Source organism: Streptomyces sp. NPDC057099 (assembly GCF_042671245.1).
Lineage (GTDB): Bacteria > Actinomycetota > Actinomycetes > Streptomycetales > Streptomycetaceae > Streptomyces > Streptomyces purpurascens.
Genome location: NZ_JBHUTX010000063.1, coordinates 1 through 22,591, shown reverse-complemented (window position 1 = coordinate 22,591; position 22,591 = coordinate 1). Strand labels below are relative to the sequence as shown.

Sequence of the window (22,591 nt, the reverse complement as noted above, 5' to 3'; positions counted from 1 at the left end):
CGGTACGCGGGTTCAGTCCGTCTCGTGGGCGTGCGGCTCGCGTCGACGGCGCCGACGCCTGGTCCCTGCCCGCACGGTTCCTGACCCGCACGGTCGCGGCGGTAGTGCAGGGGTACATCCGCGCACGGGCGCTCCCCAGGTCACGTTCCTTCCCTGAGCGGGTTGGGCAGCGGCAGATAGCGGGCGTCGGCGCCGTCCGCGCCCGTCCAGCGCAGCAGGAGGTTCGTCTTGGCGGGGAGGGTGGGCGAGGTGAGCAGGGCGGGGATCTCGGGCAGGTCGTGGCGGGCGAGTTCACGGCGGGCGGCGGGCCAGGGGTCGAGGCCGGGGTGGCGTTCGGCGAGGGCCCCGGCGATCTCGGTGAGGTGGTTGACGACCAGGCAGTACACCAGCCGCTCCCAGCCGGTCTCGCGGGAGACGTCCGGCAGCAGCTTCACGCCCTCGGCGTCCCGGTACAGCGCCTGCACGGGCATGCCGTCGGCGTCGACGGCGATCAGGGTGTTCTGCAGATGAGCCTCGATGACGACGCCGTGCCGGGCGAAGGCCTCCAGGGCCGGGGGCACCACCTGCGCCAGATAGGCCGCCCACCACGCCCCGGGGTCGGCGGCGCGGTCGAGCGGGCTGCCGTCGAAGCCCTCGGCGAGTCCGGCGGCGAGCAGCGGGGTCGCGCCGGGCACCAGATGTCCGTCGAAGCCGTCGCGGACGAGGACGGCCAGGGCCTCGAAGGCGAAGTCGGCGGTGCGGTAGCCGCGGTCGCCGAGCCAGGCCGGGGGGCCGTCGAGCGCGGAGAAGTCGTCGAAGGCGGCGCACACGGCCGCGTCGGTCCGGCGCAGGGCGAGCAGGTCGTGGCGCCACAGCCGGCGGATGTCGTTGGTGATGCGCACGTCCAGGCTGAACTTCAGGAACAGGTCCTGCTCGGGTGCGTAGAGCGTGCGGATCGCGGCCGTGGGCCAGGTGTCGAAGGCGGTCATGCCGAGCCGGACCAGCCTCCCGTCCGCGAAGGCGGCGTCGAGTTCCGCACTCGCCAGGTCGAGCTGCCAGGGGTGGGCCGGGAGCAGCCGGTAGCCGGGCGGGGCGGTGCCCAGGGCATCGAGGGCCGAGGTGTCGCCCTCCTCGACGACGCAGTCCTCGCGAAGCCCCAGCAGGGCCGGCGGGAAACGGGCGTACGCCTCGGGCGCGTACGGCAGCCAGCCCGCGGCCGGGCCGCCGCCGCGCGCCTTGGGGGCCGGGTGGTGGGTGTGGCCGGTGAGCAGGCACTGCTCGGAGCGCAGGTAGGGGTCGTCGGGCGGGGTCGCGCGGTCGCGGGCCTCCAGCAGGGCGGCCACGGCGTCCCGGCTGTCGATCATCTCGGCGGGCAGTTCGTGGTTGGACAGCCCGGTGTGCCGGCGCAGTTCCTCGGCGACGAGTTTCACCAGCTCGGTGTGGTCGACGCGCTGCCAGCCGTCCGGCCCCTGGACCTCGGGCTCGGCGGGCCGCCGCGTCCCGCGCACCCGCAGCAGACGGTCCCCGCCGGGCAGGCGGTGGATCCGGTGCTCGCCCTCCCGGCCGACCGGCCGGGCCACCTCGCGCAGCAGGCAGTTCAGCAGCGGTACGGCGGCGTACGCGTCGGCGGACGGGGGCATGAGGTCCACGCGATCCACTCGTTTCCCTACGTTCCTTGTGTTCTCTACGTTCCCCACAGCCCTTCCGGGACTTCCGGACTTCCTGGCGGAGATGATCATTATGTCGGTCGTCGTCATCGCGCCGTGACGCCCTATTCGTACCCGAGGAGCCCGCCCGTGCACCGTTCCCCCACCGCCGAGGCCGAGGTCGCCGACGAACTGGCCGTCGTGCGGCCCGGCCTGCTGCCGCGGTACGAGGCCGAACTGCCCGGCGCCCGGGCGGCCGTGCTGTCCCGTCTGTGGCGAGGTCTGACCCATGATCCACTGCCTTGGGTGGCCCGCCGGGAGCGGGGCCGGGACGGGCTGACCCTGTCCCTGTCCGACGGGCGCCGACTGCACGGCCCGCGGCCGGATCCGTACGCGACCGGCGGCTACGTCACCGTCGTGGGGCTCGACGGGGTGGAGTACGACGATCCGGCGCGGCTGGTGACGGACCTCGCCGTCCCGCACTCCGCCTCCTTCGCCGCCGAACTCGGGCACAGCGTCGCCTCGCTGGCGCTGTCGAGAGCGGGGCAGGAGGGGCAAGCGGGGGACGCGTGGCCGGGGAACGACTGGGAGTGGGAGCAGCGGATCGTCGACGGGCATCCCTTCCACCCCACCTGCCGGTCCCGGCCCGGTTTCTCGGTCGCCGAGCAGCTCGCCTACGGGCCCGAGCACCGGCCGGTCGTGGAGCTGGGGCTGGTGCCGGTGCGGGCGGAGGAGTGCATGGTGTCGGGCGCCTGGCCGGGGGATCTACGGGACGGGCCGCGGGTGGTGCTGCCGGTGCACCCCTGGCAGGCGGCACATGTGCTGAAGCGGGCCTGCGAGGAGCGGCGGGCCGGGCATCCGCTGATGTCCCTGCGGACGCTCGCCCTGCCCGGCGGGCCGCACGTCAAGACCTCGCTCAGCGCCCGGCTGACGTCGTCGGTGCGGGACATCTCGCTGCCCTCGGTGGCCGCGTCCGCGCTGCTGTCGGACTTCGCCGAGACGCCCGCCGCCCGCACGGACGGCCTGCTGCACGTGACCCGCACCCTGGGCGCCGCCGCGGCCGGTTCGCCCGACTTCGCGGCCGTGCTGCGGGAGTCGCCGCAGACGTACGCCGGGAGCGGTGAACGGGTCCTGCCGGTGGCGGCGCTCGCCGCCAGCGCGCTCCCCCGCTCCCCCGCCTGGCTGGCCGGCTTCGCGCGCCTGGCCCTCACCGTCGGGCTGCGGCTGCTGGAGCTGGGCGTGGCCCTGGAGGCCCACGGCCAGAACCTCCTCGTGGTCCTCTCGCCGGAGGGCGACCCGCTGCGGCTCGTCTACCGCGACCTGGCCGACATCCGCGTCAGCCCGGCCCGCCTGGCCCGGCACGGCATCACGGTGCCCGACCTGCCCGCCCGGATGGTCACGGACGACGAACGCACGCTCCGCCGCAAGCTGTTCGGCTCGCTGGTGGCGGGCGCGCTGGCCGGGGCGGCGGGGTCGGGGGCGGCGCTCACGGCGGCGTTGGAGACAGCCGTGGAGGACCTCCCGCGCACCCCGGACCTGACGGCACTGCTTACGGAGCCCCTGCCGACCAAGGCGCTGACGCTGATGCGGCTCTCGCCGCAGACGCCCGGGGACCAGTGGGCGGAACTGCCCAATCCCCTTTCATGAAGCTCGTTTTGGAGCACGGCCCCGCCGGTCAATAGGATCCGCCGATGATCACAAGAAAACGGCTGGCGGCGGGCGTGGGTGCCCTGCTCGCCGCATTGACGGCCGGGATCGTCTTCCCGGCCGGAGCGGCAGCCGGCGAACCCACGGGCCAGGCCGCCCCCAAGGTCGACCTCGTCCTCGACGTGAGCGGCTCGATGCGGGCGCGGGACATCGACGGACAGTCGCGGATGGCCGCGGCGAAGCAGGCGTTCAACGAGGTGCTCGACGCGACGCCCGAGGAGGTCGAACTCGGCATCCGCACCCTCGGCGCCGACTACCCCGGCGACGACCGGAAGACGGGCTGCAAGGACACCGCGCAGCTCTACCCGGTCGGCCCGCTGGACCGCACCGAGGCCAAGACGGCCGTCGCCACGCTCACCCCGACGGGCTGGACGCCGATCGGCCCGGCCCTGCTGAAGGCGGCCGACGACCTGGAGGGCGGCGACGGCTCCAAGCGCATCGTGCTGATCAGCGACGGCGAGGACACCTGCGCCCCGCTCGACCCGTGCGAGGTGGCCCGCGAGATAGCGGCGAAGGGCATCGGCCTGACCATCGACACGCTGGGCCTGGTGCCGACCGCCAAGCTGAGCAGGCAGCTGAGCTGCATCGCCGAGGCCACCGGCGGCACGTACACCTCGGTGGAGCATCAGGACGAACTCACCGACAAGGTAAACCAGTTGGTCGACCGGGCGGCCGATCCGGTGGTGACGCCGGTGGCGACCGAGGGCGCCGACCTGTGCACCGCGGCCCCGACGCTGAAGTCCGGCCTCTACTCCGACCGGGAGGAGTTCGGGCAGCAGCGCTGGTACCGGGTGGACGTCCTGCCGGGGCAGGAGCTGCACGCCTCGGTGAGCGTGGCGGCGGACCGGGCCGTGAACCCCGGCTACGGCGTGCTGCTGCGGGCCGTGACGGTCAAGGGCCGGGAGATCGTACGCGGCGAGGCGGCGGGCAACGGCCGTACGGACGTGATCTCGACGGGGCTCAGGTACCCCGAGCCCGAGCGCGACGACACCGACGGCGACGGCGACAAGCCGGCCGCGGAGACCGTGTGCCTGGCGGTCACCCACTCCTTCTCGGCGGCCTCCGGTGTGAAGACCACGCCCGGGCTGCCGCTGGAGCTGACCGTCGACGTCGTGGACGGCCCGAGCCAGGCGGGCGACGTGGCCTCCTTCGGTCTCGGCCGCGGCTGGTGGCTGCTCGGCGCGCTGATCCTCACCGGCTTCCTCGCCGGTCTCGCCTGGGGCTGGCTGTCGCGCTGGCGGTTCGCGGTCTGGAGGACCAACTGATGCGAGTGGTACGTGCGTTGAGCGCCGCGTTGCTGACCGTAGGCCTGGCGGCCGTTCCCGCCGCGGCCGACTCCTCGCCGAGTCCGTCACAGGACGACGCCTCGGCGGCGCCCACTCAGGCGGGCACCTCCTTCCGTACGGCGACGGAGATCGAGCAGGGGCAGCGCGCCACGGCGAGCGGCTCCACGGGCGACTACCTGTACTGGTCGTTCCCCGCCGACACCGGGCAGCGCCCCACGGTCGCGGCGACGGTGAAGCTGCCGGACACCCACGCCGCGCAGACCTGGCAGATCGATGTGTACGACGGTCTGCGCCGCCGCCAGGCGTGTCATTACGGTGCGCAGACGCGCACCGCCGCCGCGGACGCCGCCTCCGTCGAGCTGGCCTGCGTGCTGCGCACGGTCCGCTCCTGGTCGGAGCCGTGGGCGAACGACCCGCTGCCGGGGACGTACTACGTCCGGCTGACGGCGACCGGCGTGGCCGCCGCCGACCTGGGCCTCCCGGTCGACTCCGAAATACGGGTGGACTCCCGGGACATCGGCGGCTCGGCGGCGGTGGACGGCTCGCTGGCCGAGCCGCTGGTGCCGGGGATCGCGACGCGGTCCGGGTCCGGTTCCGGTTCCGGGGACGAGGAGGAGTCCTCGGCGGTCCTGGCCGGGCTCGAACCCGAGGACGGCTGGGCGTCCGGCTGGTGGTCGGACCGGTGGGTGTGGACCGCGGTGGGCGGGGCGCTGGCCGCGCTGGCGGGGGTCGCCGGGTACGCGCTGACGCGCGGCTCGGGGCGGCCGTCACGGGTGCCGCCGACCGCCTGACCCTCCTGGACCTTCCTGGACTCGGAAGGCCCGCTCCGGACTCGGAAGGCCCGCTTCGTGCGGGCCTTCTGTCATGTGTCGCGCAGGGCCTTCGCAAGCGTGCCCTCGCCGCTGACCTCGACCCGCCCCTCCCCGACGGCCTGGGCCAGGCTCAGCTCCCCCCGGCCGATGGCCGTGCACGTGCCGGTGTCCAGGACCAGCCGGGCGTCCGGCTCCCCGGGGGCGGGCCCGTCGCCGTACACGGGCCCGTCCTCGGCACCGGCGTTCAGGTGGAAGTACCCTTCCTCCAGCCGGACTTCGACGAGCCCCTCCCCGTCCAGCTGTCGCAGCAGGGGCAGGGCGAACCAGTGCGCCCGCACCGCGTCCGTCGGCCGCCGCTCCCCCAGGTCCGCCTGCCCCCACTCCCCCAGAGCCTGGAGCACCGGCAGCAACTCCCGCCCCCGGTCGGTGAGTTCGTACACCGAGGCCGCGCCGGGCGGTGGCAGCCGGCGCCGGGTCGCGAGGCCGTCGCGCTCCATGTCCCTGAGCCGCGAGGCGAGTACGTCCGTGCTGACGCCGGGCAGGTCCGCGTGCAGGTCGGTGTAGCGGCGGGGACCGGCGAGGAGCTCCCGGACGATCAGCAGGGTCCAGCGGTCGCCGACCAGGTCGAGCGCGCGGGCGGCGGAACAGTACTGGTCGTAGCTTCGGCGAGGTGGCATGCGACGCAGTCTAGACAAGTTGTTGGACTTTCCAAGCGGCTACTTGGTAAAACCAAGCAACACCAATCGGCCGAGGGGAAGCGCGCGCATGGAGTTCCGGCAGTCGAGCAAGCTCAGCGAGGTCTGTTACGAGATCCGCGGCCCGGTCATCGAGCACGCCAACGCGCTGGAGGAGGCGGGACACAGTGTGCTGCGCCTGAACACCGGCAATCCCGCGCTCTTCGGCTTCGAGGCGCCGGAGGAGATCCTCCAGGACATGATCCGGATGCTGCCCCAGGCGCACGGGTACACCGACTCGCGCGGCGTCCTGTCCGCCCGCCGTGCGGTCGCCCAGCGCTACCAGACTCTGGGCCTGGAGATCGGCGTCGACGACGTCTTCCTCGGCAACGGCGTGTCGGAGCTGGTCTCCATGGCCGTACAGGCGCTGCTCGAAGACGGCGACGAGGTTCTCATCCCCGCCCCGGATTTCCCCCTGTGGACCGCGGTGACGACCCTCGCGGGCGGCAAGGCGGTCCACTACCTCTGCGACGAGCAGGCCGACTGGTACCCCGACCTGGACGACATGGCGTCGAAGATCACTGACCGGACCAAGGCGGTCGTGATCATCAACCCGAACAACCCCACCGGCGCGGTCTACCCGAAGGAGATCGTCGAGGGCATCCTCGACCTCGCCCGGCGGCACGGCCTGATGGTGTTCGCCGACGAGATCTACGACCAGATCCTCTACGACGACGCCGTGCACCACTCCGCCGCCGCGCTCGCCCCCGACCTGGTCGTCCTCACCTTCTGCGGGCTGTCCAAGACCTACCGCGTGGCGGGCTTCCGCTCCGGCTGGCTGGTGGTCACGGGCCCGAGGCAGCACGCCAAGGACTATCTGGAGGGCCTCACCATGCTGGCCTCCATGCGGCTGTGCGCCAACGCGCCCGCCCAGTACGCCATCCAGGCCGCACTCGGCGGGCGCCAGTCCATCGGCGACCTCACCAAGCCGGGCGGGCGGCTGCTGGAACAGCGGGACGTGGCCTGGCAGAAGCTCAACGAGATCCCGGGCGTGACCTGCGTGAAACCCAAGGGCGCGCTGTACGCCTTCCCGCGCATCGACCCCAAGGTGCACAAGATCCACGACGACGAGAAGTTCGTCCTCGACCTGCTGCTGCGGGAGAAGATCCAGGTGGTCCAGGGCACGGGCTTCAACTGGCCGACCCCGGATCACTTCCGGATCCTGACGCTGCCGCATGCCGATGATCTGGAGGCGGCCATCGGGCGGATCGGGCGGTTCCTGGGCGGGTATCGGCAGTAGGTCCGTCAGCCAGGGGACGGCGGTACACAGCCTCATTGTCCGGTCGCTGTCCGGCTCTGTCCGGGCGGCGTCGCGTTACGCATGACGCCGACGGGGAGTTGGAGTCGGGCGACAGAAGGAGGTGTCCGGGCGTGGGCGTGACGGTGCAGGGGTCGCAGACCGGGGGCGGGATGGAGCCGTACGGTGCCGACGACGAGGAGTCGGCAGGGGTACTGCGGACGGTCGGCAGGGTCATCAAGACCTGCCGCGAACGGAAGGGGCTCCGACAGGCCGAGTTGGGGACGGCCATCGGGTACAGCGAGGAGCAGGTGTCCTCGGTGGAGCGGGGGCGGCGGGCGCCGAGTCCGACGTTTCTGGAGGCGGCCGATCAGGTGCTGGACGCCGGAGGGCTGATCGTCGGGCTGCGGAGGGACGTGGAGGAGGCCCGGTACCCGAAGAAGGTGCGGGATCTGGCGAAGTTGGAGGCCGAGGCGGTCGAGCTGTGCGCCTACGCCAACTCCGTCGTCCATGGCCTGCTCCAGACACCGGAGTACGCGGGAGCGTTGTACGGGATGCGGCGTCCGCCCTTCGCCGAGGACGAGGTCGAACGGCTCGTCGCCGCGCGTTTGGCGCGGCAGGAGATCTTCGACCGGCAGCCCAGTCCCGTCTTCAGTTTCGTCCTGGAAGAGGTGACGCTGCGCCGTCCGCTCGGGGGCAGAATGGTGATGCGGAAGCAGCTCGAACGACTGTTGGAGGTTGGTCGGCGGCGAAACGTGGAGATCCAGGTGATGCCCACGGATCGTGAGGACCACGCTGGTCTGGACGGATCACTCCAGTTACTGCGCCTTCAGAAGGGAGACACGGTGGCGCACAACGAGGTGCAGCTCACCAGTCGCCTGATCTCGCATCCCAAGGAGATCCAGGTCTTCGAGGTCCGCTATGGCATCATCCGGGCCCAAGCTCACACGCCCCGCGAGTCGCTGGCCTTTATTGAGAAAGTATTGGGAGAGACATGATGACCAACCCCACGTCGGGCAACAGTTCCGCGCTGGAGTGGTTCAAGAGCAGCTACAGCACCGCTGACGGCCCGGAGTGCGTGGAGGTCGCTTTCGCGCCCCAGAGCATTCACATACGGGACTCGAAGCGGGTGCAGGGCCCGCAACTGGCTTTCGGGGCTCAGCAGTGGGCCGCCTTCGTCTCGTACGCCGCAGATCACTGAGGTACGCCCCACTGACGCCCCGCGTCCGGTTCCGTACCGGCCCGGGGCGTCGACACGTTCAGTTCCCGGCAGCCACCGCCCGTACCACGGCCAGCGCCTCGCGCACCGCCCCCGGGATGTCCGTCACCGGGAAGTGCGCCTGGCGCACCACGCGTTCGCGGTCCACCACCAGCACCGCCCGCTTCACCCGCAGCGCCTGCCCGGCACGGAACACCGGAAGCCGCAGAGCGGCGGCGAGGCGCAGGTCGACGTCCGAGAGCAAGGTGAAGGGAATGCCCTCCTCGGCCGCGAACACCCGCTGTTCGTCCGGGCGTTGCGTACTGACGCCGCGCACTTCGGCGCCCGCCGCGCGGAATTCGTCGTACGCGTCCCGGAACAACCGGTTTTCCAGCGTGCAGCCGACGGCACCCGGAATATCGGCCCACCCGTCCGGCAACGGACTCGGGCGACCGGTCGCGGGGTAGCAGAACAGCACGGTGGCAGCGGCCTCGGCCACCGGGTCCAGCGGCTCACCGTCCCGGTGCCCCGGCAGTTCGAGGATCGGCAGCCGCTCGCCCACCAGGCCCGCCACTCGCAGCGCCTCCGCACTGTCCGCGTCGGCCGTGCCGCTCAGTGAGCCGTCGCCGAGCAGCCAGCGGTCCGCCCAGTCCTGCATCGAGAGCAGCACGGGCAGCAGCCCCCGCCCGCTCTCCGTGAGCCGGTACTCGTACCGCACCGGGCCGCTCTGATACGGAACCCTCTCCAGGACCTCCGCCTCCACCAGGTGCGCGAGGCGCTCGGTCAGCACCTTCCGGGAGATCCCCAACTCCCCCTGAAGCGCGTCGAACCGGTGGTGCCCGCGTGCGGTCTCCCTGACCAGGAGCAGGCTCCACCAGTCCCCGACCACCGCCGCCGCCTGCGCGATCGCACAGGCGGAGTCCCGCTGGGGCACTGACCTGACCATGAGCCTCCTGTCTCGCGGATCCAACATCCGGGCTTCGAAACCATCTTGCGCCATGGGGTCAGTTCCGGATAGGAACTGATTCGAGGTCAGGTAAGTTCCCAAAAGAGACTCACTGAAGGGTGGGCACCGCATGAGCGAGACGCCGACGGTCCCGGAGCGCGATCTCCACCGCACTCACCACGCGACCACGCCTCCGGCCGTCTTCTGGCGCTACTGGGCCGCCGCCACCGTCAGCGACGCGGGCACGGCCGTTACCGCCCTCGCTCTCCCCCTGGTCGCCCTCACAGTCCTCGACGTCACCGCGTTGCAGGCTGCCTTGCTCGCCGCCGCCGGACAGATCTCCTGGCTGCTGCTCAGCCTCCCGGCCGGAGTGATCGCCCAGCGCGTCCCGCTCCGCCGTCTCCAGGTCACCCTCGATCTCGTACGGTTCGCCGCCGTGGGATCCCTGCCGCTCGCCTGGTGGCTCGACCGGCTCACCTACCAGCACCTGTTGCTCGCCGCTCTGGTCACCGGCGCCGCGACCGTGCTGTTCGACATCGGCAACTCGACCTTTCTGCCCGCCATCGTCCCGGACCGGCAGCTCGCCGCCCGCAACAGCCTGATGTCCGGCACGCACGCCGTCACCGAGACCGGGGGGCCTTCCGGGGGCGGCCTCCTCGTGCACGCCGCGGGCCCGGTCGGCGCACTGCTCGTGGACTCGGCCAGCTACCTGCTCTCCGCCGTGCTGCTGCGTACCCTCCCTGAGCGCCGTCCCGCTCCCCCCTCCGGCGACGGCGCCCTCCGGCTGATCCGTGAGGGCTGGACGTATGTGACGCGGCACCCGGTGATGCTGCCCTGCATGCTCTGGGCCACCGCGACGAACTTCGTCTGCGCCGCCCTGGTCGCCCTCACTCCCTTGTACCTGGTCCGGGAGGCCGGACTGACGCCCGGAGAACTCGGCTTGGTGCTCGCCATGGACGGAGTCGGGGCGCTCGCGGGATCCGCCGTGGCGGTCCGGCTCACCCGGCGGTTCGGCACAGCCCGGGGCCTCGTCGGTGCGGCGCTGGCCGGGGGCGGTGCCGCCCTGCTGGTCCCGCTGACCACATCCGCCGCCGACGCGTACTGGTTCGCCCTGGGCCATGCCGGCTTCGCCTGCGGCGTCGCCATCGGGTCGATCACCACCCGCACCCACCGCCAGACCGAGTCGCCGCCCGAGCTTCTCTCCCGTGTCATGGCCACCGTCCGCTTCGTCTCCTGGGGCGCCCAGCCCCTCGGCGCTCTCAGCGCCGGCCTGCTCGCCACGTACGCGGGGACGCACGCGACCCTGTGGACGGTGTGCGCGGCCGCGCTCCTGCCGCCGCTGTATCTGCTCACGGTGCCTGTGGGCCGCCGCCGGGACCTTGTCTGACACGGACACCCCGGGCGAGGAGTGGTCCCGGCGGGGAATGTCAGTGGCGGGTCGTAGCCTTCGAGCAGATGGGGCGAGTGCCCCGAGGCCTGCGCCGGAGAGGAGCGCGCCGTGACCCGACCGCCGACCGCCGCGCAGCGGCGTGTCATCGACGACGCCGACCCGGTGACCGGGCGGCTCAGGGGTACGGAGGCGCAGCTCGCCGCGCTGGTGAAGCGCGGGCTGGCCTTCCGGCACCCCCGGCCGCCGCACGATCACTTTCTGACGCCGGAGGGGCATCGGGTACGGCAGGGCGTGACGGGGACGCCCGAGCCGGCCGGTGAGGCCCCCGCGTCGACGGGGGTGTTCGCGGCGCGCGTCGGGGGTGAGGAGGCGGCGCCGGAAACCGGGCGTCCGGCCCGGCGCCGTGAGGTGCACAGCGCCTGGCAGGGCCTGCTGGAGCTGCGCCGGATGACCAACCCGGACGGGTCCGTGGACCGGCCGTGCGGCTGGGAGCGTACGCATCTGGCGGAGGCGGCCGCGCTGGCCCTGGAGGCGGCCGGGCATCAGCCGTCTGTGCAGGGCTCCGAGGAGGGATACCGGGTGCGGACGACCCCGCAGCCGGAGGCCGTGGCCGTGCACGAGCCCGACGGTGAGGCACTGCGCGCCTGCGCGGCCACTCTGGAGGGGGCAGGCTGGCAGGTGAGCGACCACCGCGAACCGCGCACCGGAACCCGGTATCTCCTGGCTTCCCCGCGCCGAGCGTGATGGACATGCCAAGATCGGTGGATCGTTGTGCGATGCATGAGAGTCCGGTGCGAGAGGGGAATGCCGTGAGCGAGCCGTTTTCCGTCCCAGTGACCGTCCGTGGTTACGAGACCGACGTCCAGGGTCACCTCAACCAGAGCGTGTACCTGAACTACGCGGAACACGCCCGCTGGTCACTGCTGCACGCCGCGGGCGTCAGCCAGTCCGCACTCACGGGAACCGGCGTGGGCCCGGTCGCCCTGGAGACGACCATCCGCTACAAACGTGAGCTCCTCGCGGGCGACGAGGTCGAGGTGACCTGCGCCTTCGACTGGGGCAGCGGCAAGACGTTCCGCATCGAACAGACCGTCCGCAAGACCGACGGCACGGTGGCCGCCGAGATCACGGCGGTCGGCGGCATCCTGGACCTCAAGGAACGCAGGCTGGTCGCCGACCCCGCGAAGGTCTTCAAGGAACTGGCTTCGGACCCGGGGTTGTTCGGGCTCTAGGCGGCCCGGCTCGCCCCCGTGATCTCCTCGCCCGCCTCCATGGGATGGGTGACGTCCTGTGCGTCCTTGTTGCCCAGGTGGTTGAAGACCAGGTTCAGCAGGACGGCCGCCACACAGCCCGTGGAGATGCCCGAGTCCAGGACGATCCGAGCCGTCTCCGGGAAGGCGTGGTAGAACTCCGGCGCCGTGATGGGGATGATGCCGACGGCCAGGGAGACGGCCACGATCAGGACGTTGTTGTCCTTGTCCAGGCCGGCCCTGACCAGGGTCTGGATGCCGCTGGCGGCGACCGAGCCGAACAGGACCACGCCGGCGCCGCCGAGCACCGGGCGCGGTACGACGGCTATCAGGGAGGCGGCCATGGGGCAGAGGCCCATCAGCACCAGGAAGCCGCCGCCGGTGGCGACGACGTAGCGGCTGCGGATCCTGGTCATGGCGACCAGGCCTATGTTCTGCGCGAAGGCGCTGCACATGAAGCCGTTGAAGAGCGGGCTGATCGCCGAGCCGAGGGTGTCGGCGCGCAGGCCGGCCGCGATGGTCTTCTCGTCTGCGGGACGGTCGACTATCTCGCCCAACGCCAGCATGTCGGCGGTCGATTCGGTCATCGAGACCACCATCACCACGCAGAGGGAGATGATCGCGGCCGGCTGGAACTGCGGGGCACCGAAGTGGAACGGGGTCGGGAAGCCGATGACGGCCGCGTCCGCGACCGGGCCGAAGTCCGTGGCGCCGAACGGGATCGCGATCAGCGTGCCGGCGACCAGGCCGAGCAGCACCGCGATCTGCTTGACGAAGCCGGTGGTGAAGCGGCGCAGGAGCAGCACGATCAGCAGGGTGACGGCGGCCAGCCCCAGGTTGGTCGCCGAACCGTAGTCGTGCGCCGCCGGATCGGGTCCCTGTGCCCAGCCGAAGGCGACCGGGAGGAGGGATATGCCTATGAGGGTGATGACCGTCCCGGTGACCACCGGCGGGAAGAAGCGCACCGCCTTACTGAAGAAGGGGGCGGCGATGAACCCCAGGAGTCCGGCGACGATGACCGCGCCGAAGATGATCGGCAGGGCGTCGGACTTGTCCTCGGTGGAGGCGACGATCGCGGTCATGGGGGCGACACCGGCGAAGGTGACGCCGTTGACGAAGGGCAGCCGGGCGCCGATCCTCCAGATGCCCAGGGTCTGCAGGAACGTGGCGAGGCCCGCGGTGAACAGGCAGGCGCCGGTGAGGAAGGTCAGATCGGTGGCGGACAGGCCGATGGCCGCGCCGACGATCAGGGGTGGGGCGACGACTCCGGCGTACATGGCGGCCACATGCTGGAGGCCGGTCGTCGCCATCTTGAGCGCGGGGAGTTTTTCGTCAACGGGGTGGTCGGCCACGGCGGCGTCCCTCCGGTCGGGTACACGGCCGCGTCGATGGCTGCCGTGGGTGTCAAGGAGGTGGTGCGGGTGGTCGTGCGGGACCGGACATGCGGATGACGGGAGGACCGTTCCGGGGCGCACGCATCCGCGCGCCCCGGAGACGGCACCGTGGTCCCCGCTCGGGTCCACGGCCACCGGCCGGGAGCCGTCCCTCCCGGCCGGAGTCATCGGGGTGTTCAGCCCTGCGCGGCGATCCTCGCCAGCCGCTGGGCCTCGTCCCGCGTCGAGCGGGCGATGGCGTCCTCGTCGGCGGTGAGCAGCCGCCCGTCCTCGACGATCTGCCGGCCGTCGACGAAGGAGGCGGTGACCGGGGCGGCCGCGCCGAAGACCAGGGCGGTCACGGGGTCGGCGATGGAGGCGTGGGCGACCGTGTCCAGCTTCCACAGGACCAGGTCGGCGAGCTTGCCCGGCTCGAGGGAGCCGGTCTCCGCCGCCCGGCCCAGGACCTGGGCACCGCCGTAGGTGCCCAGGCGCAGGGCCTGACGGGCGTTCAGGGCGGCTTCCCTGTGCGGGCCGAGACGGTTGATGAGGAGCGCGTTGCGCAGCTCGGTGTGGAGTTCGCCGGACTCGTTCGAGGCGGTGCCGTCGACGCCGAGGCCGACAGGGACGCCGGCCGCGAGCATGTCCGGGACCCGGGCGATACCGGCCGCGAGACGGGCGTTGGAGGAGGGGCAGTGCGCGACGCCCGTCCTGGTCCGGGCGAACGCGGCGATGTCGGAGTCGTTCATGTGGACGCAGTGCGCCATCCACACGTCCTCGCCGAGCCAGCCGGTGGACTCGAAGTAGTCGGTCGGGCCCATGCCGAACAGTTCGTGGCAGAACTTCTCCTCCTCCACGGTCTCCGAGCCGTGGGTGTGGAGCCGTACGCCGAGCCGGCGGGCGAGCTGGGCGCCGTCCCGCAGCAGTTCGGTGGAGACGGAGAAGGGCGAGCAGGGCGCGACGGCGATCTGGGTCATGGCGTCGAAGGAGGAGTCGTGGTGCTGCCGTACGGTCTCCTCGGTCGCGGCCAGCGCGCCGTCCAGGGTCTCGACGGCGAAGTCCGGGGGCAGGCCGCCGTCCTTCTCGCTGCGGTCCATGGAGCCGCGCGCGAGGGTGAAGCGGACGCCCATGTCGCGGGCGGCGCCGATGATCGCGCCGGACAGGTCGCCGGAGCCGTGCGGGAAGACGTAGTGGTGGTCCATGGCGGTGGTGACGCCGCCACGGGCCATCATCGCGAGCGAGCCCTGGGCCGCCGCGCGCACCATCCGCTCGTCGATGCGCGCCCAGACCGGGTAGAGCGCGACCAGCCAGTCGAAGAGGTTGTGGTCCGTGGCCAGACCCCGGGTGATCCACTGGTAGAAGTGGTGGTGGGTGTTGACCAGGCCGGGGGTCACCAGATGACCGGAGGCGTCGATACGGCGCACGACGTTCTCCAGGCCCTCGGGGGCCGTGCCCGCGCCGAGCGACTCGATGCGGTTGCCGGCGAGGACGACGTACCCGGAGGCGTACTCGGTGTCGTGCGCGTCGACGGTCGCGATCGCACAGTTCTCGATGACGATGCGCCGGTCTGCTGCCATGGTTCGTCCTTTGCGCTGTTGTGGAGTGGGCACGGCAGGACCCCGGGAGTTTGAGTGCCGCGGCCGGGAGACGGGTTCCCCGGCCACGGGTGCCGAAAAAGAGGGACGTCAGAGATTGGTGAGGTCCACGGGGATGCGCGGCTCGCAGCCGTCCCGCAGGATCGTCGCCTCGATCAGGCCGTAGGGGCGGTCGGCGGCGAAGTACACCTCATTGTCGTTCTTCAGCCCGAACGGCTCCAGGTCCACCAGGAAGTGGTGCTTGTTCGGCAGGGAGAAGCGGACCTCGTCGATCTCGCCGCGGTTCTCGATGATCCGCGAACCCATCTGGTACAGGGTCTGCTGGAGCGACAGCGAGTACGTCTCGGCGAAGGCCTGGAGCATGTGCTTCTTGGTCTGCTCGTAGGACTTCTCCCAGTGGGGCATGCGCTGGTCGTCGTCGGTCCAGTTGAAGCGCCAGCGGCCGGAGACCTGGGTGGCCAGGATGCGGTCGTGGGCCTCCTTCAGCGTCGTGTACTTGTCCTTGACGTAGCCCCAGAACTCGGAGTTGGTCGAGTTCATCACGACGAGGTCCTTCAGACCGGAGATCACCTCCCACGACGAGCCGTCGTACGTGATCTGCGTGAGCCGCGTCTCCTGGCCCTTGCGGACGAAGGAGTGCTTGACCTCGTCGGCGCCGATGAACCGGGAGTTGGCGTCGGCGGCCTCGATCCGCTCCCAGGCGTACTCCTCGATGCGGATCCGGGCCGTCTTGATCGGCTCCTGCGAGGTGACGAAGTGCCGGGCGAGGTGGATGCCGAACTGCTCGGCGGACTCTATGCCGTGCTCCTTGGCGAACGCGTACACCGTGTTCTTGGTGGTGTCGGTGGGGAGGACGTTGGCGTTGGAGCCGGAGTAGTGGACCTCCTCCATGTCGCCGCTCAGCGACACGGACACGTTCAGGTCCTTGATGTGGTGGGTGGCGCCGTCCCGCGTGATCTTGACGACTCGGTTCTCGGCCTTGCCGTACTGGTTCTGTCCAAGAATCGTGGGCATCTTTAGCTAGCTCCCTCGGTATACGGAGTAGCCGAACGGGTTGAGCAGCAGCGGTACGTGGTAGTGCTCGCCCGGTACGACGGCGAACGTGATCGCCACCTCCGGGAAGAACACACCGGCGCCGCTGTCCCGATTCGCGGGGGCGTCCTGCTGCGCATCGGCTTGCTTCTTCGCAGATTCTTCGAGGTACGGCTCCACCGCGAAGTCGAGCCGTACGTGGGTGGTCCCCTCCGGCAGGGCCGGGAGGTCCTTGCACCGGCCGTCCGCGTCGGTCGCGGAGCCGCCGAGCGCCTGCCAGTCCGCCTTACGCCCCGAGCGGGCGGAGAGCTGGACGGCGACGCCCTCGGCGGGGCGGCCGACGCTGGTGTCCAGGATGTGGGTGGACACGGAGGCGGTGGCGGAGGTGCTCATGCTGCTGTCAGTCCTCTTCGACGAGTCGGGCGAGCCGGATACGGTTGATCTTGCCCAGCTCGGTGCGGACGATCTCCCGCTCCCGCTCCGGCGGGTTGCCGATCCGTTCCCTGACCGCGTCGCGCATCTGCTCGCCGGTCCGGCCGGTGGCGCAGATCAGGAAGACATGGCCGAACCTCTCCTGGTAGGCGAGGTTCAGTTCGAGCATCTCCGCCTTGAGTGCGTCGGAGGCGCCGGACATGCCGCGCTGTTCCCGGGCCGAGGTGGGGTCGCCGGTCTTGGGGCGGCCGATGGGCGGGTGGCCGGCCATCGCCTCCTCCAGGTCCGTGACCGTCAGGTCCGCCATGGCGGCGTCGCTCGCGGCGTACAGATCCTCGGGGGTGGCGTAGGGGCGGGCGGCGAGCAGTCGCCTCCCCCACGCCGTGGAGGCGCACGCCTCGTGGAGCGCGGCGCGGGCCGCGTGCTCCTCGACGGTGTTGAACCGGGCCAGGCCCGGCGGCGTGGAAGGGGAAGTCACGGGAGCCTCCGTGGCCGGTTACGGCCTTCGTGCTGAACGGGCGTGCCGATAGCTAACGCCCTCCCGCGACGACACGTCAACAGTTTGTTGAAAATTCGCGATGAGGATGACGAGGGGACCGGGGCCGGTCAGGCGCCCTTCTCGCGGTTCAGGTAGTTGTAGACGGTGAAGCGGCTGACGCCGAGGGCGCTCGCCACGGTCTCCACCCCGTGCCGTACGGAGAAGGCACCGCGCGCCTCGAGTATCCGTACGACCTCCTGCTTCGCCTTGCGGTCCAGGTCGGCCAGCGGCCCCTTGCGGCGCTCCATCGCGGCGAGGATGTGATCGAGGGAGTCGGCGAGCTGCGGCAGCCGTACGGCGACGGCGTCGCTGCCCTCCCAGGCCAGGACGACGTCGTCGGGGCCGGCCTCGTCCGGCGGGATCATCTCGCCGCCCATGGCGTCGACCAGGGGCTTCACGGCCGCGATGAACGGCTCGTCCCCCGCGCCGCTCATGCCTCGCCCTCCTCGGCCACGTTGACCTGGAGCGAGATCCGGGTGGCCCCGGCCTCCAGGGCCTTGCGGAGCAGGGCGTCCACGGCGGTGAGCACGGCGTCGGCACCGCCCTCCGCGGTGTTGCCGAACGGGCCGACGTCCACGGCGTCCAGCTCGGCGGCCTCCACGACCTCGCGGGCCACCAGCGCGTGCGCGGGTGCCTCGTCCAGGTCGAAGGGCTCGGTCGTGAACTCCACTCTCAGTCGCACTGCGCCCCCACGGCATCGCCCTGACCTGCATATTCTCTCAGTCCTCCGACTGAGAGGGCACTGAGCGCCGGTGCGCCCAGCCGCTCCGACTCGACCTTAACGCGGCCGGAGCGAGGTTGTGCATATGCGCGATGCCGTCGGTCGGGACCGTGAGCCGGGCCCGGCTCACGGTCCTGGCCGTTCCGCGTGGCCGGCCGCCTTGCCGGAGGTCACCGAACAGACGGCAGGCGATCGTCGGCCGCATCCTCCGTACGCAGCCAGATGGTGCGCTGGGGGAACGGGATGTCGATGCCGGCCTCGTCGAGTGCGTCCTTGACCCGGCGGCGCAGTTCGCGGGTGACGGCCCACTGCTGCAGCGGAGTGGTCTTGACGGCGAGGCGCACGATGACACCGTCGGCGTCCAGCGACTGCACGCCCCACACCGCGGGGTCCTCCAGCAGGAGGCCGGCGAAGGCCGGTTCCTGGCGAAGGCTGTGACCGGTCTCCTCCAGCACGCGGTACACGGTGTCGAGGTTGGAGTCGTAGGCCACGGCGACGTCCAGGACGGCACGGGCCCAGTCCTGGCTGTCGTTGCGCACGCGCAGGATCTCGCCGTTGCGGATGTGCCAGAGGCCTCCGTTGAGGTCACGCACATGCGTCAGCCGAAGGCCGACGTGTTCCACTTCTCCGACGGCCTCGCCGAGATCGACCGAGTCACCCACGCCGTACTGATCCTCGACCATGATCAGCAGACCGGACAGGTAGTCGGCGACCAGGCTCTGGGCGCCGAAGCCGATCGCCAGGCCGACGACGCCGGCGCTGGCCATGAGCGGACCCAGGGCGATGCCCACCTGGTCCAGCACCATGGCGACTCCGACCAGCGACAGGATGATCGTCACCGCGCTGCTGAGCACCGAACCGATGGTGCGGGCACGCTGCTCGCGGCGTTGCCGGCCGAGTGACCGGTCGCGGTGCAGGACGACGAGGCCCCGGCCCGGTGCCCTTGACGGTGTGGCATCGCCCTCACCACCGGCAGGTTCGAGCACGTGCCGCACGACCCGGGTGATGGCCCGCTTGGCCGCCCAGCGGACCACTGCCAGGACCGCGACGATGAGCGCGATCCGCAGTGGTATCCCGATGAGCGCCTCGGTGTGGTCCTGCACCCAACCCGACCATGGGGCGGCCAGCTCTGTGCCTGCTGTTGTCAGCACTGGAATGGCTCCGTTCCTCGGTGTGGCAGTTCGCGGGCCCCGCCTACCCACAGTCGCGGCAAGCATGATCGTCGACCCCGCCGGGCGGGACGGACTTTCCGGCAGCCCCTCTTGACAGCCCTCGGGCACCACGGGCAATCTTCCGTTTAGCAGAAACATGATTCCGCAATGCGGAATACCTTCTGGAAGACACGTCGGAAGACAAGGAAGGGAGCGCCGACCCGATGGGATTCGCAGACCAGCGCTTCAACGTCAACCTGTCGATCCTCTTCACGGAGCTCCCCCTCCTGGAGCGCCCCGCTGCCGCCGCCGCGGCCGGCTTCACCGCGGTCGAGCTGTGGTGGCCCTGGACCGACTCGCCCGTCCCGGAGCGTTCCGAGCTCGACGCCCTGAAGCGGGCGATCGAGGAGGCGGGCGTCCGGCTCACCGGGCTGAACTTCTACGCCGGGCAGCTCCCGGGCCCGGACCGCGGCGCCCTCTCGCTCCCTGGCGAGGAGTCGGAGCGGTTCCGCGCCAACATCGACGTGGCCGCCGACTTCGCCGCCTCCCTGGGCTGCACGGCCCTCAACGCCCTGTACGGCAACCGCGTCGAGGGCGTGGACCCGGCCGAGCAGGACGCGCTCGCGCTGGAGAACCTGACGCTGGCGGCCCGGGCCGCGGACCGGATCGGCGCGGTGCTGCTGATCGAGGCGCTGAACCGGCCCGAGTCACCGCTGTACCCGCTGGTCTCCGCACCGGCGGCCGTGGACGTCGTCGACCGGGTCAACGAGGCGACCGGCCTGGGCAACGCGCGGTTCCTGATGGACCTCTACCACCTGTCCATGAACGGCGAGGACCTCCCGTCGGTGATCGAGCGGTTCGCCGCGAAGACCGGTCACGTCCAGATCGCCGACAACCCCGGCCGCGGCGCCCCCGGGACGGGCGCGCTCCCCCTCGAAGACCTCCTCGACCGGCTGCGGAAGGCGGGCTACGACGGCTGGGTCGGCCTCGAGTACAAGCCGGGCGACCGCCCGAGCGCCGAGGCCTTCGACTGGCTGCCCCGCTGACCCTCGCACCGAAAGGCACCCCCATCATGAGCAACCTCCCCAAGGTCGCCTGGATCGGCCTCGGCATCATGGGCTCCCCCATGTCCGAGAACCTGATCAAGGCGGGATATCAGGTCACCGGCTTCACCCTGGAGCAGGACAAGCTGGACCGTCTCGCGGCGGCGGGCGGCACCGCCGCCCCCTCCATCGCCGAGGCCGTGAAGGACGCCGACGTCGTCATCACGATGGTCCCGGCGTCCCCCCAGGTCGAGGCCATCGCCTACGGCCCCGACGGCATCCTGGAGAACGCCAGGTCCGGCGCCCTGCTGATCGACATGTCCTCGATCACGCCGCAGACCTCGGTCGATCTGGCCAAGGCCGCGAAGGACAAGGGCATCCGCGTGCTGGACGCCCCGGTGTCCGGCGGCGAGGCCGGGGCGATCGAGGCCGTGCTGTCCATCATGGTCGGCGGCGAGCAGGGCGACTTCGACACCGCGAAGCCGATCCTCGATGCGCTCGGCAAGACCATCGTGCTGTGCGGCCCGCACGGCTCCGGCCAGACCGTGAAGGCCGCCAACCAGCTGATCGTCGCCGTGAACATCCAGGCGTGCGCCGAGGCCGTGGTCTTCCTGGAGAAGTCCGGCGTGGACCTGAAGGCGGCCCTGGACGTCCTCAACGGCGGCCTCGCCGGCTCGACCGTGCTGACCCGCAAGAAGGACAACTTCCTCGGCCGGGACTTCAAGCCGGGCTTCCGTATCGACCTGCACCACAAGGACATGGGCATCGTCACGGACGCCGCCCGCAATGTCGGCGCGGCCCTGCCCGTCGGCGCCGTGGTCGCCCAACTGGTCGCGAGCCTGCGCGCGCAGGGCGACGGCGGCCTGGACCACTCGGCGCTGCTGCGGGCCGTGGAGCGGCTGTCCGGCGCACAGCTCTGACCCCTCCCGACCCTCGTAGCCCCGGGGGCCCAGACCCCGGGCGGCGCCGCCGCTGACACCTGTCCTGTCGCGCCCAAAGGGGCGGCGCCGCCCGGTCCCCCCTACCCACCACTTCTCGTATCGGAAGGTCACGATGTCGGAGCGCGTGCTCACCACCGAGTCCGGCGCCCCCGTCGCCGACAACCACGCCGCCGACCCCGAGTACGGGCGGCGCGTGGAGGAGGCGGTCCGCGCTCTGCGCGAGGACTGAACTCCCTGACCGCGTCCGACCGCGCGGGGCGACCCGGATGAGGGGTGGTCGCCCCGGGCACGGACGTGGGCAGGGTGTGGACCGCGGCGGCTGCGAGCCAGTGCGGTGGTGAAGGACCGGGAGCGGCTTCTCGACCCGAGGGAAGACCGTTCCGGGCTCCGTCGCACCGCCGCGGTCCCCGCACCTCTCCCCTCCCACCCCTCACAGACCCCGTCCGGCGGCGCGAATGTCCTGTCGCGCCCAGCCTCGCGCCGTCGGACGGCCAGCCCGTTCAGGGTGCGGAACAGGTGCGTCCGCAGGAGCCTGAAGGCATGGCACCTTCCACCCAGCATCCGCATGTCGTGGTCCACTCCCCCGCCCTGGACGGATCCCGCAGGGTCACCCTGGGCGAGGAAGCCCTGGGCGTCGCCACCCACGCCGACGACGTCGCCGAGATCCTGCGGCTGGCCGACCTGTACGTCACCGACGTCGCGGAGAGCGACCTCGTCGAGTGGCAGGGCGGCGGCCCGGACGACTGGCCGGGGCTGTCGGAGCACCACGACGCGTGACCACGCCTACGGCAGCGGTCGTAGGCCCCGTACGGCATCCTCAAATGAACCTCTGAACCCGGCCCCGGGGGCTTCAACCGCCCCCGGGGCCGGGCACATTCTCGTCACACGGGGGCCCGCCGGCACGGGGGCGGCGGACCCCGTCACGGGGGTGGAGCCATGAGCGACGGTACGGCGGTCCGGCTGGAGCCGCACGAGATCGCACTGCTGGGGGACGGCCCGCGGGCCGCCGTCACCGTCGCCGTGGTGGAGCTGTATCTGCGGGGGCTGGTGGAGGCCGACCGGCCGGGGACGGTACGGAAGGGCATCGCGGACGACGTGTCCGCGGAGCGGCCGCCGTCCCCCTTGGCGCAGGCCGTGCACACGTCCTTGCACGGGCCCGTCGGCCTCCGGGCCCTGGTGAAGAGCCCGGAGATCCGGATCGCGGTGGCCCTGATGCGCATCCCTCTCGCGGAGGCGGGCCTGCTGCGCTACCCGCTGCTCGGCCCGACGCGTGCCGCCCGCCGCCAGGTGCGGGAGCTGCGGCAGAGCCATCCGCTGCCCACGAGCCGGCGCGGCCTGACCGACGACGAGAGGCTGCTGGCCGTCGCCCTGCACGGCGAGCCGGCCCTGCACCTGCTGGTGCCGCGCTTCGCCCTGCGGGCGGGGCTGGTCCGCCGGGCCGAGGTGGGCGGCAAGAGCCTCCTCAAGAACTCACCGCGCGGCAGGGGCGGCGGTGGCGGGTACCACTACTGCGGTGGGGGTGGCGGCGGAGGCGGATGCGGAGGCGGCGGAAGCTGACCGGAACGCACAAGGGGCGGCCG

24 protein-coding genes are annotated in these 22,591 nt (G+C 71.6%); 13 read left to right on the top strand and 11 right to left on the bottom strand.

The features are described 5' to 3' along the window. Positions 1–140: 140 nt before the first annotated feature. Positions 141–1,619 (bottom strand): IucA/IucC family protein, encoded by a 1,479-nt coding sequence (locus tag ACFT4A_RS38915; RefSeq protein WP_382840446.1) that lies wholly within the window; start codon positions 1,617–1,619, stop codon positions 141–143. A gap of 156 nt (positions 1,620–1,775) precedes the next feature. Here ACFT4A_RS38915 and ACFT4A_RS38910 point away from each other — a divergent pair, with 156 nt between their 5' ends. The 3 genes from ACFT4A_RS38910 to ACFT4A_RS38900 are packed head-to-tail and all read left to right on the top strand — an operon-like array spanning position 1,776 to position 5,409. After that, positions 1,776–3,272: an IucA/IucC family protein gene (locus ACFT4A_RS38910; protein ID WP_382840405.1), complete on the top strand. Its 1,497-nt coding sequence runs from the start codon at positions 1,776–1,778 to the stop codon at positions 3,270–3,272. Positions 3,273–3,316: 44 nt separating this feature from the next. Continuing rightward, entirely contained in the window at positions 3,317–4,597 is a 1,281-nt protein-coding gene (locus ACFT4A_RS38905) for a VWA domain-containing protein (RefSeq protein ID WP_382840402.1), read from the top strand. After that, positions 4,597–5,409: a hypothetical protein gene (locus tag ACFT4A_RS38900; RefSeq protein WP_382840400.1), complete on the top strand. Its 813-nt coding sequence runs from the start codon at positions 4,597–4,599 to the stop codon at positions 5,407–5,409. The genes ACFT4A_RS38905 and ACFT4A_RS38900 overlap by 1 nt, the downstream gene beginning before the upstream one ends. Positions 5,410–5,480: 71 nt before the next feature. Here the strand turns inward: ACFT4A_RS38900 and ACFT4A_RS38895 are convergent, their stop codons facing one another. Next, positions 5,481–6,107 carry a winged helix-turn-helix transcriptional regulator gene (locus ACFT4A_RS38895; RefSeq protein ID WP_382840397.1) on the bottom strand — a complete coding sequence of 209 codons (627 nt, stop codon included), beginning with the start codon at positions 6,105–6,107 and terminating at the stop codon, positions 5,481–5,483. Between the two features lie 88 nt (positions 6,108–6,195). Here ACFT4A_RS38895 and ACFT4A_RS38890 point away from each other — a divergent pair, with 88 nt between their 5' ends. The 3 genes from ACFT4A_RS38890 to ACFT4A_RS38880 all read left to right on the top strand — a co-directional run bounded on the left by ACFT4A_RS38890 (position 6,196) and on the right by ACFT4A_RS38880 (position 8,602). Further along, positions 6,196–7,404, top strand: a complete 1,209-nt coding sequence (locus ACFT4A_RS38890; RefSeq protein ID WP_382840394.1) for a pyridoxal phosphate-dependent aminotransferase — start codon at positions 6,196–6,198, stop codon at positions 7,402–7,404. A 170-nt stretch (positions 7,405–7,574) separates the two neighbouring features. Next, positions 7,575–8,399 carry a helix-turn-helix domain-containing protein gene (locus tag ACFT4A_RS38885; protein ID WP_382840444.1) on the top strand — a complete coding sequence of 275 codons (825 nt, stop codon included), beginning with the start codon at positions 7,575–7,577 and terminating at the stop codon, positions 8,397–8,399. Beyond that, the gene (locus ACFT4A_RS38880) at positions 8,399–8,602 is read left to right on the top strand and encodes a DUF397 domain-containing protein (protein ID WP_382840391.1); all 204 of its coding nucleotides are present in this window, start codon (positions 8,399–8,401) and stop codon (positions 8,600–8,602) included. Before ACFT4A_RS38885 ends, ACFT4A_RS38880 begins: the two co-directional genes overlap by 1 nt. A gap of 58 nt (positions 8,603–8,660) precedes the next feature. On the opposite strand, the gene ACFT4A_RS38875 is transcribed toward ACFT4A_RS38880, so the two are convergent. Continuing rightward, the gene (locus tag ACFT4A_RS38875; protein ID WP_382840388.1) at positions 8,661–9,545 is read right to left on the bottom strand and encodes a winged helix-turn-helix transcriptional regulator; all 885 of its coding nucleotides are present in this window, start codon (positions 9,543–9,545) and stop codon (positions 8,661–8,663) included. Between the two features lie 130 nt (positions 9,546–9,675). Between ACFT4A_RS38875 and ACFT4A_RS38870 the strand changes: the two genes are divergently transcribed. The 3 genes from ACFT4A_RS38870 to ACFT4A_RS38860 all read left to right on the top strand — a co-directional run bounded on the left by ACFT4A_RS38870 (position 9,676) and on the right by ACFT4A_RS38860 (position 12,167). Continuing rightward, positions 9,676–10,932 carry an MFS transporter gene (locus ACFT4A_RS38870; RefSeq protein ID WP_382840385.1) on the top strand — a complete coding sequence of 419 codons (1,257 nt, stop codon included), beginning with the start codon at positions 9,676–9,678 and terminating at the stop codon, positions 10,930–10,932. A gap of 111 nt (positions 10,933–11,043) precedes the next feature. Beyond that, positions 11,044–11,679, top strand: a complete 636-nt coding sequence (locus ACFT4A_RS38865) for a hypothetical protein (RefSeq protein WP_382840382.1) — start codon at positions 11,044–11,046, stop codon at positions 11,677–11,679. A 65-nt stretch (positions 11,680–11,744) separates the two neighbouring features. Then, positions 11,745–12,167, top strand: coding sequence for an acyl-CoA thioesterase (locus tag ACFT4A_RS38860; RefSeq protein WP_382840379.1), 423 nt, complete (start codon positions 11,745–11,747; stop codon positions 12,165–12,167). Here ACFT4A_RS38860 and ACFT4A_RS38855 read toward each other — a convergent pair. The 8 genes from ACFT4A_RS38855 to ACFT4A_RS38820 form a co-directional block, all read right to left on the bottom strand. After that, positions 12,164–13,537 carry a nucleobase:cation symporter-2 family protein gene (locus ACFT4A_RS38855; protein WP_382840377.1) on the bottom strand — a complete coding sequence of 458 codons (1,374 nt, stop codon included), beginning with the start codon at positions 13,535–13,537 and terminating at the stop codon, positions 12,164–12,166. The two genes, ACFT4A_RS38860 and ACFT4A_RS38855, sit on opposite strands and share 4 nt — an antisense overlap. A gap of 218 nt (positions 13,538–13,755) precedes the next feature. After that, on the bottom strand, positions 13,756–15,135 hold the full coding sequence (locus ACFT4A_RS38850) for an 8-oxoguanine deaminase (protein ID WP_382840374.1): 1,380 nt from the start codon (positions 15,133–15,135) through the stop codon (positions 13,756–13,758). A 108-nt stretch (positions 15,136–15,243) separates the two neighbouring features. Continuing rightward, complete coding sequence (gene pucL / locus ACFT4A_RS38845; RefSeq protein ID WP_382840371.1) at positions 15,244–16,167, bottom strand: factor-independent urate hydroxylase; 924 nt, start codon at positions 16,165–16,167, stop codon at positions 15,244–15,246. A 6-nt stretch (positions 16,168–16,173) separates the two neighbouring features. Further along, complete coding sequence (uraH, locus tag ACFT4A_RS38840) at positions 16,174–16,578, bottom strand: hydroxyisourate hydrolase (protein WP_382840368.1); 405 nt, start codon at positions 16,576–16,578, stop codon at positions 16,174–16,176. A gap of 7 nt (positions 16,579–16,585) precedes the next feature. Beyond that, on the bottom strand, positions 16,586–17,095 hold the full coding sequence (gene uraD, locus ACFT4A_RS38835) for a 2-oxo-4-hydroxy-4-carboxy-5-ureidoimidazoline decarboxylase (RefSeq protein ID WP_382840365.1): 510 nt from the start codon (positions 17,093–17,095) through the stop codon (positions 16,586–16,588). Positions 17,096–17,223: 128 nt separating this feature from the next. After that, positions 17,224–17,589, bottom strand: coding sequence for a helix-turn-helix domain-containing protein (locus ACFT4A_RS38830; RefSeq protein ID WP_189721355.1), 366 nt, complete (start codon positions 17,587–17,589; stop codon positions 17,224–17,226). Further along, positions 17,586–17,837: a hypothetical protein gene (locus ACFT4A_RS38825; protein WP_184588829.1), complete on the bottom strand. Its 252-nt coding sequence runs from the start codon at positions 17,835–17,837 to the stop codon at positions 17,586–17,588. Before ACFT4A_RS38825 ends, ACFT4A_RS38830 begins: the two co-directional genes overlap by 4 nt. Positions 17,838–18,046: 209 nt before the next feature. Continuing rightward, on the bottom strand, positions 18,047–18,979 hold the full coding sequence (locus ACFT4A_RS38820; protein ID WP_382840362.1) for a mechanosensitive ion channel family protein: 933 nt from the start codon (positions 18,977–18,979) through the stop codon (positions 18,047–18,049). Between the two features lie 272 nt (positions 18,980–19,251). On the opposite strand from ACFT4A_RS38820, the gene ACFT4A_RS38815 reads away from it, so the two are divergent. The 4 genes from ACFT4A_RS38815 (at position 19,252) to ACFT4A_RS38800 (ending at position 22,568) form a co-directional block, all read left to right on the top strand. Further along, positions 19,252–20,073 carry a TIM barrel protein gene (locus tag ACFT4A_RS38815; protein WP_382840360.1) on the top strand — a complete coding sequence of 274 codons (822 nt, stop codon included), beginning with the start codon at positions 19,252–19,254 and terminating at the stop codon, positions 20,071–20,073. A gap of 26 nt (positions 20,074–20,099) precedes the next feature. Beyond that, the gene (locus ACFT4A_RS38810) at positions 20,100–20,990 is read left to right on the top strand and encodes a 2-hydroxy-3-oxopropionate reductase (protein ID WP_382840357.1); all 891 of its coding nucleotides are present in this window, start codon (positions 20,100–20,102) and stop codon (positions 20,988–20,990) included. Between the two features lie 561 nt (positions 20,991–21,551). Beyond that, entirely contained in the window at positions 21,552–21,788 is a 237-nt protein-coding gene (locus ACFT4A_RS38805; RefSeq protein WP_382840355.1) for a hypothetical protein, read from the top strand. Between the two features lie 159 nt (positions 21,789–21,947). Further along, positions 21,948–22,568: a TIGR04222 domain-containing membrane protein gene (locus ACFT4A_RS38800; protein WP_382840352.1), complete on the top strand. Its 621-nt coding sequence runs from the start codon at positions 21,948–21,950 to the stop codon at positions 22,566–22,568. The last annotated feature ends 23 nt before the right edge of the window (positions 22,569–22,591 follow it).

Bases quoted from the DNA above. Each gene is read 5' to 3' on its own strand.
- ACFT4A_RS38915 (WP_382840446.1), bottom strand. From the start codon at position 1,619: ATGCCCCCGTCCGCCGACGCGTACGCCGCCGTACCGCTGCTGAACTGC.
- ACFT4A_RS38905 (WP_382840402.1), top strand. From the start codon at position 3,317: ATGATCACAAGAAAACGGCTGGCGGCGGGCGTGGGTGCCCTGCTCGCC.
- ACFT4A_RS38900 (WP_382840400.1), top strand. From the start codon at position 4,597: ATGCGAGTGGTACGTGCGTTGAGCGCCGCGTTGCTGACCGTAGGCCTG.
- ACFT4A_RS38895 (WP_382840397.1), bottom strand. From the start codon at position 6,107: ATGCCACCTCGCCGAAGCTACGACCAGTACTGTTCCGCCGCCCGCGCG.
- ACFT4A_RS38890 (WP_382840394.1), top strand. From the start codon at position 6,196: ATGGAGTTCCGGCAGTCGAGCAAGCTCAGCGAGGTCTGTTACGAGATC.
- ACFT4A_RS38885 (WP_382840444.1), top strand. From the start codon at position 7,575: ATGGAGCCGTACGGTGCCGACGACGAGGAGTCGGCAGGGGTACTGCGG.
- ACFT4A_RS38880 (WP_382840391.1), top strand. From the start codon at position 8,399: ATGACCAACCCCACGTCGGGCAACAGTTCCGCGCTGGAGTGGTTCAAG.
- ACFT4A_RS38875 (WP_382840388.1), bottom strand. From the start codon at position 9,545: ATGGTCAGGTCAGTGCCCCAGCGGGACTCCGCCTGTGCGATCGCGCAG.
- ACFT4A_RS38870 (WP_382840385.1), top strand. From the start codon at position 9,676: ATGAGCGAGACGCCGACGGTCCCGGAGCGCGATCTCCACCGCACTCAC.
- ACFT4A_RS38850 (WP_382840374.1), bottom strand. From the start codon at position 15,135: ATGGCAGCAGACCGGCGCATCGTCATCGAGAACTGTGCGATCGCGACC.
- pucL (WP_382840371.1), bottom strand. From the start codon at position 16,167: ATGCCCACGATTCTTGGACAGAACCAGTACGGCAAGGCCGAGAACCGA.
- uraH (WP_382840368.1), bottom strand. From the start codon at position 16,578: ATGAGCACCTCCGCCACCGCCTCCGTGTCCACCCACATCCTGGACACC.
- ACFT4A_RS38830 (WP_189721355.1), bottom strand. From the start codon at position 17,589: ATGAGCGGCGCGGGGGACGAGCCGTTCATCGCGGCCGTGAAGCCCCTG.
- ACFT4A_RS38815 (WP_382840360.1), top strand. From the start codon at position 19,252: ATGGGATTCGCAGACCAGCGCTTCAACGTCAACCTGTCGATCCTCTTC.
- ACFT4A_RS38810 (WP_382840357.1), top strand. From the start codon at position 20,100: ATGAGCAACCTCCCCAAGGTCGCCTGGATCGGCCTCGGCATCATGGGC.
- ACFT4A_RS38805 (WP_382840355.1), top strand. From the start codon at position 21,552: ATGGCACCTTCCACCCAGCATCCGCATGTCGTGGTCCACTCCCCCGCC.
- ACFT4A_RS38800 (WP_382840352.1), top strand. From the start codon at position 21,948: ATGAGCGACGGTACGGCGGTCCGGCTGGAGCCGCACGAGATCGCACTG.